Origin of the sequence: Solihabitans fulvus, from assembly GCF_008386585.1 — a bacterium.
Classification (GTDB): Bacteria; Actinomycetota; Actinomycetes; order Mycobacteriales; family Pseudonocardiaceae; genus Solihabitans; species Solihabitans fulvus.
In genome coordinates, this window is the sequence record NZ_VUOB01000047.1 from 28,657 (window position 1) to 43,089 (window position 14,433).

Below are 14,433 nucleotides of genomic sequence, written 5' to 3' on the forward strand. Positions count from 1 at the left end.
CCGTGCGCCACGTGGTCGTGATCGGTGGCGGGATCGTCGGCCTGGCAACGGCCGACGAGCTCGCCGCCCGCGGCGACCGGGTGACCGTGCTGGAGAAGGAGCCGCGCTGGGCGGCCCACCAGACCGGGCACAACAGCAACGTCGCGCACGCCGGGCTGTACTACCGGCCCGGCTCGCTCAAGGCGCGGATGTCAGTGGCCGGCAACGCGTCGATGGTGCGGTTCGCGCGCGAGCACGACGTGCCCGTCGAGGTCTGCGGCAAGCTGGTCGTCGCGGTCTCGCCCGACGAGCTGCCGAGGCTGCGCGCGCTCGCCGAACGGGCCGAGGCCAACGGGGTCGAGGCGGCGCTGATCTCGCCGCAGCAGGCGCGGGAGCACGAGCCCGAGGTGTCCTGCGTCGCCGCGCTGCGGGTGGAGAGCACCGCGATCATCGACTTCCCCGCCGTGTGCGCCGCGCTGGTCCGGTCGCTCGCCGCGCGCGGCGCCGAGCTGCGCACCGACTGCGCGGCGCTCGCGATCAGGCCGTCCTCGACGCGCGCCGGCGTCGAGGTGGCCACGCCGCAGGGGGTCGTGCGGGCCGACGCCCTGGTCAACTGCGCCGGGCTGCACAGCGACCGGGTGGCGCGGCTGGCCGGGCTGCGGCCGGCAGCGCGGATCCTGCCGTTCCGCGGTGAGTACTACGAGCTGCGCCCCGACCGGCGGCACCTGGTGCGCGGGTTGATCTATCCGGTGCCCGACCCGACGCTGCCGTTCCTCGGCGTGCACCTGACCAGGATGCTGGACGGCAGCGTGCACGCCGGCCCGAACGCGGTGCTCGCGTTGCGCAGGGAGGGCTACCGCTGGCGCGACGTGTCGCCGCGCGACCTCGCCGAGATGGCCGCGTTCCCCGGTTCCTGGCGGCTGGCCATGCGGTACGGGCGCACCGGGCTAGACGAGGTGCTGCGCTCACTGTCCCGGCGGCGCTTCGCCGCCAGCCTGGCCAGGCTGGTGCCGGCCGTGCGCGAGGCCGACCTCGTGCCGTCCCATGCCGGCGTGCGGGCCCAGGCGATGCTGCCCAGCGGCGCGCTCGTTGACGACTTCCTGATCGAAACGGCGCCGCACCAGGTGCACGTGCTCAACGCGCCGTCCCCGGCGGCAACCAGCGCGCTGGAGATCGCGCGGCACGTGGCGAACCAGCTGCGGGACTAGCTGACCGGCGGGCTCGGCAGCACAGCGACATCCCTCGGCGTGGTGCCGGCGGGGAACTGCCAGGTCGTGGTGACCGTGTTGGAGGCCGTGTCGATCACGGTCAGCGTGTTGGCGTAGGCGTTGGTCACGTAGGCGGTGTCGCCGGCGCCGCTCAACGTGAGCGAGGACCCGCCGACCCCCTTGGGGGTGCTGATGGTGGTGATCGTGGTGTTCTGCTGCGCGTCGACCACGACCACGTCGCCGGCGTAGTAGCTGCCGTACAGCTTCGCGCCGTCCGGAGTGACCGCCAGCCCGGTGACGAGCCCGCTGCTGGCCGACTCCGTGTCGGACACCGCCATGGTGTCTGTGTCCACAATGGACACTCCGTCAGACTGCGCGGTGTAGAGCTGCGAGTTGTCCGGCGACACGGCCATCGCGCTGGGATGCGACGGCAGCTCCACGGAGTCCACGACCGCGTTGTCGCTGGTGTCGACGGCCCGCACGAGGTTGGACCGCAGCGTGTTGGCGTAGAGCCGGCTCCCGTCGGGAGACATGGCGATCCGGTATGCGGTGTCACCAGCGTCGGGATCGGCGACCAGGACGGTGTCGACGATCGCGGAGATCCCGGTGTCGATGACGTCGACGTCGACACCGCGTTCCTCGCTGGCGTACAGCCGGCTCCCGTCGGGACTCACGGCGAGGTCGACGGCCGGTTTGGGCAGCTTGACCGTGCTGACCCAGCGATTGGTCCTCGTGTCGATCGTGGCGACCGACCTGGTGCCCCTGCTCGCGACGTACACATGCCGGCCGTCCGGGGCGGCCACGAGCCGGTTCGGGGACGCGCCGACCAGGATGGTGGCCGTGGTCGCGCCCGTCGCCGCGTCGATGACCGACACGCTCCCGGTTCCCTCGTCTGGCACGTACAGGAAGGTCCGCGGCGCGCCGACCTCCGCCGCAGGCGCCGCCGAGGCGGCCCCGACGGACAACGCGGCCAGCATCGTCATGGCCAGGGCGACGGTGGTTCCACTGGCTCTACGCACGTGGCGGCTCCTCCGGACAATCTGTCCCCACGCAGCAGTAAACCAGACGACAGCGCTGTCAGAACCCGTCAAACCCGAAGGCCGCCCTGCTCCGCGCCGATGATCAGCCGGTCAGCAGCGTCCGGCAGGCGTCGAGCACGATCCGCTGGGTGCTGCCAACGGCCGGCGGCGTGGTGCCGACCGGCGAGAACCGCAACGGCGCAGGCCACGCGAAGAACATCGGCGCGGTGTTCTCACCGGTGATGGTCGGGTCGTCCGTCCAGCCGGCCTCGTAGCCGAAGTGCTTCGAGCCGCCCGCCCAGGACACCTCGTCGCCTGGGACGTAACAGGCCACCTCGTTGGTGTAGCCGAGCACCCAGACCTTCTTGCCAGGCATGAGGGCCTTGACCGCGCCGTCGTAGACGCTCAGCGCCTCGTGCGCCAGGCCCATGATCGTGAGCCCGCCCAGCTTCCAGCACTGGATCGGCATCGGGATCGACGTCGGCAGTGTGCCGTCGTCGAGCTGCCCGAGCATGACCTGGGCGTGCCGGTTCACGTACTCGGTCGGCGGGTTGTCGTTGACCCGCTGCTGGTAGCGCGTCCTGAGCTGGTTCCGCACCGATGCCTTCGAGGTGTCCACCGTGAACGGGAGGTCCACCTCGGTCAGCTGCGTCGCGAACGGCCCGGTGACCGGAGTGAACGCGCCGTGCACCACGACGTCCGCGATGGTCCTGGCGAGCTGGTCACCGAGGTTGGCCACCTGGTCCGGGCTCTGTGGATCGGCCGGCTGCTGGTCGCCTGCCGTGCCCTGGAGGAACAGCGCCGGCACGCCAAGCCACCGCTCGACCTGCTCGGCGGCCTCGCCGCAGTAGTCGCTGTCGAACACCTCGTCGTTGCCCCGCGCGACCGCGTGACAGGCGTAGCCGAACACCAACGCGACCGGGCTGTTGTCCGAGACTGCCCGCGCCAACAGGACCGGCACGGTGGACAACACGGTCGGCATGTCGACCCGGTTGTAGCCGATCGTCGTGTTGCCCTCGGCGTAGCCGAGCGTGACCGCGACCGGCGGGACCTGGAGGGTGTCGGTGACGAGCTGCACCAGCAGGTCGATCAGGATCTGGGTCGACAGGTTGATCGCATCGATGTCGGCGGGCTGGAGATTCATCATGATGAACGGGTTCGGCGTGGTGTCGCCGACGTACATGCCCGAGTGGGTATGGCTCGCCATCATCATGAAGTCGGCGGAGTCCGCGACGAGGCCCGCGTCCACGATCCGGCTTCGGACGGCCTGGTGCACGTCCCGGGGAATGTGCACGATGTCGGCCCGCAGCAGCACGTTCGGCGTGCCCTGGTCGTAGAACACGACACAGTGCGCCCGCAGCGTGCGCGCGACGTCGCCGTGGTTGCCGCGCGGCCCGCCCGCGTAGCCTCCCATCCACAGGCTGGGCCACCGCGGCACGCTCGGGGTGATGTCGACGGTGCCGACGGCGAGTGTCAACGGCGCGTCGACGCCGCCCGACCCGGCCGCCGCCCCGACCCTGACCTCGAACTTCGCGTCGACACCGGCCGGCGCGCCGCTCGTATTGCCCTGCGTCTGCATAGCGTGGCCCCCAGCCATTGCCCCAACGCCGCGCGTCGGCCCCTGACTACGAGGATGTGTAAGGGCTACTGAGAGTACTCCCCGTGGCCATTTCGACGTTCCACCGTAGTCCTACCGAGACATTCCACAATGGGCAGGGCCCCCAATGCCGAACCCGGGCGCGTCGGGCCAGACGGCGGGAGTGCCGCACCGGCCGGCCGAACTAGCGCTAGGTCACTTCTTGATCGGCTCCAGCACCTCGCGGCCGCCGAGGTAGGGGCGCATCGCGACCGGCACGCGGACCGAGCCGTCGGCCTGCTGGTGGTTCTCCAGGATCGCCACGATCCACCTGGTGGTGGCGAGCGTGCCGTTGAGCGTGGCCAGGGTCTGCGGCTTGCCGTCGGCGTCCCGGTGCCGCACGTTGAGCCTGCGGGCCTGGAACGTCGTGCAGTTGGACGTCGAGGTGACCTCGCGGTAGGTCTCCTGCGTCGGCACCCACGCCTCGCAGTCGTACTTGCGCGCCGCGCTGGTGCCAAGGTCGCCGGCCGCCACGTCGATCACCCGGTAGGGCAGCTCGACCTTGGCCAGCATCTCCTCCTCCCAAGCCAGCAGCCGCAGGTGCTCGTCGTGCGCCTGCTCCGGCTCGCAGTAGGAGAACATCTCGACCTTGTCGAACTGGTGCACCCGGATGATGCCCCTGGTGTCCTTGCCGTACGAGCCGGCCTCGCGGCGGTAGCACGACGACCAGCCCGCGTACCGCTTCGGCCCCGAGGACAGGTCGAGGATCTCGTCGGAGTGGAAGCCGGCCATCGGCACCTCCGAGGTGCCGACCAGGTACAGGTCGTCGTCGCGCAGCCGGTACACCTCGGCCGCGTGCGCGCCGAGGAAGCCGGTGCCCTCCATGATCTCGGGGCGGACCAGCGACGGCGTGATCAACGGCGTGAAACCGGCCTCGATCGCCTGCTGCATGGCCATGTTCAGCAGCGCGAGCTGGAGCTGCGCGCCGACGCCGGTCAGGAAGTAGAAGCGCGCGCCCGACACCTTCGCGCCGCGCTCGTTGTCGATCGCGCCGAGCAGCTCGCCGAGCTCGACGTGGTCGCGCGGGGTGAAGTCGAACGCGGTCGGCTCGCCGACGTGCTTGCGCACGACGTAGTCGTCCTCGCCGCCGGCAGGCGCGCCGTCCTCCACGAGGTTGGCCAGGCTCCGCTGCGCCGCGTGCAGCGCGGCGTCCGCCTCGGACTGCGCCGCCTCGGCCGCCTTCACCTCAGCGGCGAGCTCCTTGGCCTTGGCCAGCAGCGCGTCCCGCTCCTCGCCGCGAGCCTTGCCGACCTCCTTGCCGAGCGCCTTCTGCTCGGCGCGCAGCCCGTCGGCCCGCGACACCACGGAACGGCGCGTCTCGTCGGCGGACAGCAGCACGTCGACGAGGCTCGCGTCCTCACCTCTGGCGCGCTGCGAGGCGCGCACGGCTTCGGGATTCTCGCGCAGTGTCCTGAGGTCGATCACGGCTGGTCAGCCTAGTCCGTCACACCGCGGCCCGACGACCGGATATGACAAGCGCGAACAGAGCAGCGGCCTGCAACACGGCCACCACCGCGACCAGCGCGGGCACCGACCAGGAGTACAGCGCGCCGCCGAGCACGCCACCGAGCGCCGTCGCCCCGCCGACCACCGCGCCGAACAGCCCGTAGGCCGCGCCGCGCACCTCGGCGGGGACGGCGGTGGCGACCGCGGCACGCAGCGTGGACTCCTGCACGCCGAGCAGGAATCCCCACAGCAGGACGCCGGCCAGCGCCGTGGCGAACGAGCCGGACAGGCCGAGCAGCGGCACGAGCACGGCGAGCGGCGGCAGCACGAACAGCACCCGGCGGCCGATCCGGTCGAACGCGAGGCCGGTCAGCACCGCCGAGCCAGCGTCGACGAGCATCGCCGCCGCGTACCCGACCGGCACCAGTGCGACCGAGGCCAGCCCCCGGTGCACGGCGTTGAACGACAGCAGCCCGAAGCCGGTGAACCCGAGCGTGGACAGCACCACGAACAGCAGGTACCAGCGGAAGTCCGCAGGCAGGCCGGCCAGCCGCAGCCGGCGCGCGGGCGCGGCCGTGACCTTCGGCAGCTCAGGGTCGATCGCCGCGCGCCCGGCCCTGCGCACCGCGAGCAACAGGGCGAGCGCGGCCGCGCCGGGCAGCGCCAGCAGCGCGAACCCCAGCGTGTAGTTCCCGGTCAACGCGGCGGTGCCGGCCAGCAGCAGCGGCCCGGCCGCCGCGCCGATCTGGTCGAACAGCTGGTGCACGGCGAACGCCCGCCCCGCGCCGAGCTGTCGACCAGCGGTGGCGATCAGCACGTCCCGCGAGGGCGTGCGCACCGCCTTGCCGACCCGCTCGGTGACGAGCAGGACGGCCGCTGCGACCAGCCCGACCGGGCCGCCGACGATCGGGGCGAAGGCCAACAGCGGCACGCTGACCACCGTCATGCCGTAACCGGTGAGCGCGAGCCGCCAGTAGGCCCGCGTGCGGTCCGCGAGCGGCCCGGTGAACAGGCGCAGCAGCAGCGCCGAGCCCTCGCCGACTCCGCTGACGACACCGACCAGCACCGCAGACGCGCCGAGCGAGGCGAGCAGCGGACCCGTGGCGGAGCGCGCCGTCTCGTAGACCATGTCGGCGAGCAGGCTGACCACACCGAAGCCCGCGACCACCCGGTAGGCGCCACGACGCCCGGTCGGTTCGGTGCTCACCGGTCCGGCCTCCAGTCCGGCCTCCGGTCGCGCCACCGGTCCCACCTCGGGGCCCGCCTCGGGTCTCGCCTCCGGTCGCGCCACCGGTCCCGCCTCGGTGCCCGCCTCCGGTCGCGCACGCCCATGGCGCTCACCGCCGATCTCCGCACTCACCGCGACCTCCGCCGGTTATCCACTTATCCACAACAGCCCCGGTTATCCACAGCCGGCCACCTGTCGCTGGCCCGCGCCGGTGGCCCGGAATAGGCTGGCCAAGGGCAGTCCCCCCGGGTGGGTGGGGGTTCCGACAGAGTCGTTTGTGCTGGTCAGCCCGTGATACCGGGCAAGCGTAGTGGTCGGTTGATGTCTCGGGCCATGTGTCGTAGCCCTTGGGCGATGTTGGTGTGCCCGGCCAGCCGTAGCGCGGAGATCGCGAGGGTGCGCGGTGACGCCATCACCCGGGGTGCGTGCCCGGGAGGCGTCTTCGCCGTAGGTGACATCCCGTACCCAGTGCGGACGGTTCTCGATCCGCCAGTGCCCCCGCAGACAGTCCGCGATCCAGGCGGGACCAGCCTGGTAGGCGGGCAGCGTGGTCAGGACGCGGTGTTCGGTGCGACCGTGCCCGGTGTCGGTGTTGTCGGGCCCGGTGTTGTCGGGCCAGGGCAGGTATTTCAGGCGGGTGTGCAGGCGGTGTTGGTTGGCCTTGCCGGTGAACACGCAGTGCGCGCCGGTGAGGTGGTGGGCGTGGTCGCGGGTGGTGTGCAGGGCGTCGGCGGCAACCACCGTCTCGGCCAGGGGTAGCGGGTCCAGTAGCGCTGGCAGCCAGGCGATCTCGCCGGTGCCGATGGGCACGAGTCGTGGGCCACCACGGTTGCGGTGTGGTGGGTCAGGGCGGCCAGCAGGTGGACGCCGGCGCCGCCGGACGGGGCACGGTGCTTCGGGGGTCTTGCCCTCCACCGCGATCACGACCGGCTCGTCGGGCGCGAGTTCGGGTGCGGGGTGTCGGCTGGTGCCGCCCGGTGACGGGATCGCGGCGCGCGCCCAGCTCCGCGAGGACGTGGTGGGGCAGGTCGGAGGCCCATTCGGCGATCGCGGCCAACGACCGCGCACCGGTCGTGACCGCTAACGCCGCCAGCGTCAGCAGGGTTCCGATCAGGTGCCCGATACCGCGACGGTGGCGTGGGTCGGGCACCCCGGCCAGGTATCGCCGCAGGTCAGCGAACTCGACGACACTCCAGGCTGAACCGAGGCGAGCGGCACCGGATCAGCTGATCGCGACGGCGACGACCAGGCCGAGCGCGAGATGCGCTGCGGCGACCACGGCGCTGGCCGGGGCGAACCGCTCCGACCTGATCAGCGCGCCGACGTCGAGCCCGGTCACCCACTCCAGGACGCGCACCGCCAGCACCTGCGCGATGATCCCGGCCAGGCCGAAGATCAACGCGCTGAGCAGCCCGTCGGCCAGCCGGCCTGCCGAGTTGAAGATGGCGACCACGATGATGAACGCCATGCTGAGCAGCCCGGCCGAGGTGATCACCACGGCGTTCGGCGCGCCGTCGCGCACCAGCTCGCTGAGTTTGCCCGGCGTGGTCCAGTCGATCGCGTAGAAGCCGATGATGATCAGCAGCAGGCCGGCCACGGCGTACAGCGCGATCGCGCCGAGGCCCCTGCCGATCGCGCTGCCGAATCCCGGGTCGAGGGCGAGGTTCGCCGTCTCGCCTAGACGAGTGGTCACTGGTCCTCCTTGGCCTGACACGAACGCGGCGGTCGCGGTGGGGACGCGGGGCACCGGCGCACGTAGTGTCCGACCGTCAGGACTCCGGGATGCGGTGCGGCACGAACGCGGCGCCGTCGTCGGTGACCAGCCCGGTCGTCTCCCGGATGCCAAGGCCCGCCGACGCGTCGCCGACGACCCACGCGCCGAGCGCCGGACGGTAGCCGTCGAACTCGGGCAGCGGGTCGAACAGCTGGTAGACGAAGCCCTCCTCGCCGTAGACGCCGCCGGTCTGCGTCTCGTAGCCGGGCGCCACGATCTGGATGTTCGCGCCCTCCCGACCGAGCCTCGGCTTGCGCACGTACTCGGTGAGCATCCCCGGCTCGTCCAGGTAGGCGGGCAGCAGGTTGGGGTGCCCCGGGTACATCTCCCACAGCACGGCCAGCAGCGCCTTGTTGGACAGCAGCATCTTCCACAGCGGCTCGACCCACATGGTGCTCGGCAGGGTGTCCACCGCGTAGCGGCCGAACTCCTCGTCGACCACCCACTCCCACGGGTAGAGCTTCACCACGGTGTTCATCGGCGCTTCCTCGAGGTCGACGAAGCGCTTGAGCACCGGGTCCCAGCCGATGTCCTCGATGGCGAGGCCGATGGTGTTCATGCCGGCCTCGGCAGCCGTCTCCTGGAGGTAGGCGACGGTGACGTGGTCCTCGCCGCTCGGGTCGGCGGTGGACCAGGTGAAGTGCAGGTCCTTGGAGGGCAGCTTCGCGCCGATCTCCCGCCACCGGTCGACCAGCTTCTCGTGTATCGAGTTCCACTGGTCGTCGTCGGGGAAGACCTCGGTCTTCCAGTACCACTGCACCACCGACGCCTCCAGCAGCGACGTCGGGGTGTCCGCGTTGTACTCCAGCATCTTGGCCGGGCCCGAGCCGTCGTAGCGCAGGTCGAAGCGGCCGTAGACGTGCGGGTCCTGCCGACGCCACGACTCGGCGATGGCCGGCCAGATCCACTCGGCGATGCCGAAGTCCTTGTACCGCTCGGTGAGCACCACGTTGTCGACGGCCTCGAGGCACATCGAGTGCAGCAGCTCGACGTCGGCCTCGACGGAGAGCACCTCGTCCATCTCGAGGACGTAGTGCACCGACTCGTCCCAGTACGGCCGCTGCTGCCCGTTCAGACCGGCGGCCGGCGCACCGAAGACGAGACCCTGCTCCTCGACGATGCGCTGCCAGTCCTTGCGCGGCTTCGAGCTGTCCCGACGCACTCAGCTTCCCCCACTCTTGCCGCCGCTCTTGATGCCGAAGCCGCCGCGTTCGATCGTCTTGCCCGAGTTGGTCTTGATCGTCGCGCCGTCCGGCTTGGTGGTGCTGCCGCCGACGGCGGTCTGCCCGATGCTGCCCGTGCCGCCGTAGTAGTAGTGGTACTGGCCGTACGGGCTGCCCACCGGCCAGAAGATCACGCCGTTGGTGATGTGCCCGCCGTGCGAGTTGACGAAGTCGGGGTCGCAGTAGTTGTCCTCGGCGACCTTGTCACCCGAGGCGGTGCACTTCGCGGTGACCTCGTTCGGGCTGGCCGCCGCGTAGCCGACCGCGATCAGCGCGACGACGCCGACGGTCACGCCACTGCCGATCATCACGCGCCTGCGGACCTTGCCCTTGCGGTCGGCCGCGGCCTGCTCGACGACGGCGGCCTGCTCCTGCTCCTCCTCGGCGCGGAGGCGGGCGCGCTTCTCGGCGAGCGTTGGCTCTCTCGGCTTGGTCAGCTCGGGATCCTGGAAGCGCATCGTCCCGGCTGGCCCCTGCGATGGGGCGCCCGGCGATGACGCGCCCGGCGCGCCGAACTCGTGCGTGCCGAGATCGTGCGGGCCGTTGTGCGCGCCGGTGCCCGGCTTCGCCCACGGCGTGGCTCGCCCGACCTGCTCGGTCGGCTGCTCGCCCATCGGGACGCCGAGCGGCGGCGTCGGTCGGTCGGAACCCGTTGCGGGCGCGTCAGCCGCCCCGGCTGGGGACTCCGGACGGTCCGGCTCCCCACTCGGTCGCTGCTCGCTACCCGACTTCTCGTTCTCAGTCATCAGCCACTCCCGCGGGGCACGGTACCCAGGTCAGCGGCTTCGCGAGTGACGAGTGTCCCAATAGCAACACACATCACCCACCGGTCGGCCGTCCCTGGCAACACAGGCATCATGGAACAGATGTCTCCGACTGCTCAGTGGTTCCGTGGAGGTCGCCGGACGCGCAGCACGCGTCTGGTGATGCTCGGCGCGGTCGCCGGCGCCTTCGCACTGCTCGCGTCGAGCACGCTGACCTCCTGGCCCATGCAGGGCGGATCCCTCCACGCGGAGGATGCCAGCCGAGGGGTGAACATCGCGTACGCCGCGACGGCGGGCCAGTGTCTTGCCTGGTCGAAGCCGGACCTCTCGGACGCGACGAAGGTCGGCTGCGACGCGGAGCACATGTTCGAGGTGACCGGCACCGCGGACGTGTCGGCCAAGTACGGCAAGGACGCGAAGTTCCCTGACGCGACCCTGTGGCAGAAGATCGGCCAGGACAGCTGCACCGACACGTCGACCAAGTACCTTGCCGGCAAGCTCGACCCGTTCGGGCGGTACGGGATCGGCGCGCTCAAGCCGGGCTCGGACCGCTGGCAGTCGGGCAACCGCACGCTCCAGTGCGGGCTCCAGGTCATCGGGCCGTCCGGCTCGCTGTTCGCGACCGTCGGCAGCGCCAAGCAGCAGGACCAGTCCGACGTGCACGAGGTGGGCACGTGCCTCGGCATCCAGGGCAAGACGGTGAGCGACCCGGTGGAGTGCTCGCAGCCGCACTCGTGGGAGATCGTCGGTCTGGTCGACCTCGGCCAGCAGTTCCCGGACTACCCGTCCGTGGACAAGCAGGACGCGGCGCTGGCCGACCAGTGCGGCAAGCTCGCCGCCGACTACACCGGCGGCATGGACCTCAAGGCGAAGAAGCTCGGCGTGGCGTGGGACAACCGCGCGCAGGAGAGCTGGGCGGCCGGCTCGCACCGGGTGAACTGCAAGATCGGCTCGATGGAGCCGGACGGCAGCGGGCTCGTCGCGGTGACCGGCAGCGTGCGCAACCCCGGCGCGCCGCCGCTGACCACCTCGGCGAAGCCGAGGCAGACGCCGGTCAAGCCACAGCAGGAGCCGACCGGGGACCCGATGCACCCGATGGAGAGCGGCCAGAGCTCGGCCCCGCCGGCCACCTCGGGGTCGGCTCCGCCGTCGAGCGGGTCGGCCTCGTCACCGGCCCCGACATCCTCGTCGTCGGTGACGCCGACGAGCAGGAGCTGAGCCGATGACGGTCGAGATGTCCCAGCAACGCTTCGAGGAGCTGGTCGGGGACGCCCTCGACCTGATCCCGCCGGACTTCGCCGCCGCCATGAGCAACGTGGTGATGCTGGTCGAGGACCGAAACGAGGAGAACCCGACGATCCTCGGCCTCTACCACGGCATCGCGCTGACCGAGCGGACGTCGAGCTACGGCGGGGTGCTGCCCGACCGGATCACCATCTACCGGCTGGCGATCCTGGACATCTGCGACACCGAGGACGACGTCGTCGAGGAGATCGCGATCACCGTCGTTCATGAGGTCGGCCACCACTTCGGCATCGACGACGACAAGCTGCACGAACTCGGCTGGGGCTGACCTCCCGCCGAACTCCACAGGAGCGAACTCCGTCGGAGCCGAACCTCGCAGGAGCCGAACCTCGCCGGGGCAGCGCCGCGCTCAGGCCGAGCGGCGGCGCGTCACCTTGAGACCGGTCCACTCCAGGCAGGTCCAGCCGGTCGACGCGGTCGGGTCGGCCTCGAGCACCACGCGCCCGGTGTTGGGCAGCACGCCGCTCTCCGCCAGCGTCGGCGCCACGTTGGTGCACAGCGCGAGGGCCGCCAGCCGCACCGCGGCGCCGTGGCTGACCACCACGATCGTGCCCTCCTCGTGCTGCGCCGTGACGTCCGAGATAACCCCGAGGTACCGGTCGAGCACCTCCTGGCCGGTCTCGCCGCCCGGCATCGGCGCGTCCAGCTCGCCGCCCGCCCACGCCGAGTAGATGCGGAAGAACCGCTCCAACGCCTTGCGGTCGTCGCGGCCCTCCAGGTCCCCGACGAACACCTCCTGCACGCCGTCGACGATCTCGACGTCCAGCCCGTGCCTCGCCGCGACGGGCGCGGCGGTCTGCTGCGCCCGCAGCGCCGTGCTCGCGTACACCGCGACGACCGGCGCGGTGGCCAGCGCGTCGGCCAGCTCGTCGGCCTGCTTGGCGCCGAGCGTGGTCAGCGGCGGCCCCGGCGGCAACGAGTCCAGCGCCATCTTCAGGTTCGACGCGGTCTCCCCGTGCCTTGCCAACACCAGCCGCAACGGCCTCATGCCTGATCCCCATTCCTGATTGCCGCCACCCAGTCGGCGGCCGTGACGAAGTCCGTGTCGCCCGCCGTCGCCGACACCGTCGACGGCACGCCGTCGGCCCTCGGGAACGAGCCGAGGAAGCGGACGTTGGTGCAGCGGCGGTGCAGCGCGGCGAGGGCGTCGCCGATGCGCTGCTCGGCGATGTGCCCCGCCATGTCGAGGTGGAACCGGTACTCGCCGAGCCTGCCCTTGGTCGGCCGGGCGTCCAGCCTGGTCAGGCTGATGCCGCGGACCGCGAGCTCGTTGAGCACCTCGGCGAGCGCGGCGGTGCGGTCGGGCATGAACGCGATGATCGAGGTCCGGTCGGCCCCGGTCGGGGGCGGCGGCGTCGCGGGGCGGCGCAGCAGCAGGAACCTGGTGACCGCGTCCGGCACGTCGGCGACGTCGGTGGCCAGCACGCGCAGCGGGTAGTGAGTGACGGCGACCGGCGCGGTGACGGCGGCGTCGAACTCGCCGCGCTGCACGCCGACGGCCGCGGCGGCGGTCGACGTCGAGGCGACCAGCTGCGCCTGCGGCAGGTGCTCGGCGAGCCAGCCGCGGACCTGGGCCAGCGCGTGCGGGTGGCTGGCGACGGTGCGGATCTGCTCGGTGTCCTGGCCGGTCAGGACGGTGAACCTGACCGGGAGCACGGCCTCTGCGACGGCCGTCACCGGCTCGCCGTCGGCCAGCGCGTCCATGGTGGCGGGGACCGCGCCCTCCACGGAGTTCTCCACCGGCACGCAGGCCGCGTCGGTCTCGCCGGCACGGACCGAGGCGAGCGCCGAGGCGATCGTGTCGACCGGCACCAGTTCGTCGCCCTGCCCGGCGAGCGAGCCGGCCGCCTGTTCGGTGAACGTCCCCTGCGGTCCGAAGTACGCGATGCGCGGCACGAGTTCAGCCTAAGAGGCCGCTCCGACGGGCGGGGCGGCCGGGTCACCGGTGCGGGGCCGAACCGCGCGGGAGTGACGCTGCGCTGAGGCGGAGATCACCCGGCCGGCGGGTGGCTAACCCGGTTACGCCGAGGCCGGTTCTCCTGCAATGCTTGGGGCCGTGACCGCCGATACGGAGGGTGAGACCTACGCTCCGGCCGCCGCGCCCCGACTGGTGTTGGGGGCGGTTGACGAACCGCTCGCGCGGGCGTGGCTCGCCGTCGCCGAGGGACGAACCGGTGTCAGCGTGCATCGGGGCTCCGTGCTCGACGTGGACGCCGACGCGGTGGTCAGCCCGGCGAACTCGCACGGGTGGATGCGCGGCGGCATCGACGCGATCTACGCGCAGGCGTTCCCCCAGGTCGAGGAGCGGGTCCGCAGCGCGGTGCTGGCCTATCACGGCGGCGAGCTGCCCGTCGGCGAGGCGGTGGTGGTGCCGACCGGGTTGGCGCGGCCTGCCCTGCTGATCAGCTCCCCGACGATGCGGCTGCCCGGCGAGCTGCTGCCGGCAGACACCGTGCACCCGTACCTGGCGGCGCGGGCCGTGCTGCGGCTGTGGGTGCACGGCAGGCTGGAGGACGGCAGGCCGGTGCGCGAGGTGGTCCGCACGATCGCCATGCCGGGGCTCGGCACCGGCGTCGGCGGGGTCGCCCCGCAGACCTGCGCGCGGCAGGTCGCCGCCGCGTGGGACGAGGTCTTCAGCTCGCTGACTCACAGCTCTTGACCCACAGCTCTTCACTAGTGGCTCGTGACCCGCGCCTCCTGGAGCACGGCTCCGGCCCACCGGCTCCGGCTTGCGACCCGCCGTTCCACCGAGCTGTGCACAACCTGTGGACAACTCTGTGGGTAACTGGCGGGTGGCTGTGTATCGCCGGCGCGGCTGCGAGGTCTGCGCGGCCGCGGGCTGGGGATGCGT

15 protein-coding genes are annotated in these 14,433 nt (G+C 71.7%); 4 read left to right on the forward strand and 11 right to left on the reverse strand.

Annotated elements, in window-relative coordinates; all coding sequences use genetic code 11:
- Nucleotides 1–2 precede the first annotated feature (2 nt).
- Nucleotides 3–1,187: an L-2-hydroxyglutarate dehydrogenase gene (lhgD, locus tag F0L68_RS25470; protein ID WP_149852330.1), complete on the forward strand. Its 1,185-nt coding sequence runs from the start codon at nt 3–5 to the stop codon at nt 1,185–1,187.
- Here the strand turns inward: lhgD and F0L68_RS25475 are convergent.
- The 9 genes from F0L68_RS25475 to F0L68_RS44780 form a co-directional block, all read right to left on the reverse strand.
- A complete protein-coding gene (locus tag F0L68_RS25475; RefSeq protein WP_149852331.1) occupies nt 1,184–2,206 on the reverse strand; it encodes a YVTN family beta-propeller repeat protein in 1,023 nt (340 codons plus the stop codon). The genes lhgD and F0L68_RS25475 overlap by 4 nt on opposite strands.
- A gap of 103 nt (nt 2,207–2,309) precedes the next feature.
- Nucleotides 2,310–3,785 (reverse strand): hypothetical protein, encoded by a 1,476-nt coding sequence (locus F0L68_RS25480; protein ID WP_149852332.1) that lies wholly within the window; start codon nt 3,783–3,785, stop codon nt 2,310–2,312.
- 213 nt (nt 3,786–3,998) lie between these two features.
- Nucleotides 3,999–5,267, reverse strand: coding sequence for a serine--tRNA ligase (gene serS, locus F0L68_RS25485; RefSeq protein ID WP_149852333.1), 1,269 nt, complete (start codon nt 5,265–5,267; stop codon nt 3,999–4,001).
- Between the two features lie 19 nt (nt 5,268–5,286).
- Entirely contained in the window at nt 5,287–6,531 is a 1,245-nt protein-coding gene (locus F0L68_RS25490) for an MFS transporter (RefSeq protein WP_223199125.1), read from the reverse strand.
- Between the two features lie 159 nt (nt 6,532–6,690).
- Nucleotides 6,691–7,326 carry a transposase gene (locus F0L68_RS45530; RefSeq protein ID WP_438672318.1) on the reverse strand — a complete coding sequence of 212 codons (636 nt, stop codon included), beginning with the start codon at nt 7,324–7,326 and terminating at the stop codon, nt 6,691–6,693.
- Nucleotides 7,327–7,360: 34 nt separating this feature from the next.
- Nucleotides 7,361–7,666 carry a transposase family protein gene (locus F0L68_RS43675; RefSeq protein ID WP_223199126.1) on the reverse strand — a complete coding sequence of 102 codons (306 nt, stop codon included), beginning with the start codon at nt 7,664–7,666 and terminating at the stop codon, nt 7,361–7,363.
- 72 nt (nt 7,667–7,738) lie between these two features.
- Nucleotides 7,739–8,209, reverse strand: a complete 471-nt coding sequence (locus F0L68_RS25500) for a DUF350 domain-containing protein (RefSeq protein WP_149852334.1) — start codon at nt 8,207–8,209, stop codon at nt 7,739–7,741.
- A 76-nt stretch (nt 8,210–8,285) separates the two neighbouring features.
- Nucleotides 8,286–9,452, reverse strand: a complete 1,167-nt coding sequence (locus F0L68_RS25505) for a glutathionylspermidine synthase family protein (protein ID WP_149852335.1) — start codon at nt 9,450–9,452, stop codon at nt 8,286–8,288.
- On the reverse strand, nt 9,453–10,259 hold the full coding sequence (locus F0L68_RS44780; protein ID WP_306463194.1) for a hypothetical protein: 807 nt from the start codon (nt 10,257–10,259) through the stop codon (nt 9,453–9,455). It lies immediately after the preceding gene.
- Between the two features lie 120 nt (nt 10,260–10,379).
- Between F0L68_RS44780 and F0L68_RS25515 the strand changes: the two genes are divergently transcribed.
- Together F0L68_RS25515 and F0L68_RS25520 are read left to right on the forward strand one after the other, a co-directional pair.
- Complete coding sequence (locus F0L68_RS25515; RefSeq protein WP_223199127.1) at nt 10,380–11,495, forward strand: septum formation family protein; 1,116 nt, start codon at nt 10,380–10,382, stop codon at nt 11,493–11,495.
- Nucleotides 11,496–11,499: 4 nt separating this feature from the next.
- Nucleotides 11,500–11,850 carry a metallopeptidase family protein gene (locus F0L68_RS25520; protein WP_149852336.1) on the forward strand — a complete coding sequence of 117 codons (351 nt, stop codon included), beginning with the start codon at nt 11,500–11,502 and terminating at the stop codon, nt 11,848–11,850.
- Nucleotides 11,851–11,931: 81 nt separating this feature from the next.
- Here the strand turns inward: F0L68_RS25520 and F0L68_RS25525 are convergent, their stop codons facing one another.
- Both F0L68_RS25525 and pheA read right to left on the reverse strand, forming a co-directional pair.
- The gene (locus F0L68_RS25525; protein ID WP_149852337.1) at nt 11,932–12,570 is read right to left on the reverse strand and encodes a histidine phosphatase family protein; all 639 of its coding nucleotides are present in this window, start codon (nt 12,568–12,570) and stop codon (nt 11,932–11,934) included.
- A complete protein-coding gene (gene pheA / locus F0L68_RS25530) occupies nt 12,567–13,478 on the reverse strand; it encodes a prephenate dehydratase (RefSeq protein WP_149852338.1) in 912 nt (303 codons plus the stop codon). The genes F0L68_RS25525 and pheA overlap by 4 nt, the downstream gene beginning before the upstream one ends.
- A gap of 148 nt (nt 13,479–13,626) precedes the next feature.
- Between pheA and F0L68_RS25535 the strand changes: the two genes are divergently transcribed.
- Nucleotides 13,627–14,241, forward strand: a complete 615-nt coding sequence (locus tag F0L68_RS25535) for a macro domain-containing protein (protein ID WP_149852339.1) — start codon at nt 13,627–13,629, stop codon at nt 14,239–14,241.
- The last annotated feature ends 192 nt before the right edge of the window (nt 14,242–14,433 follow it).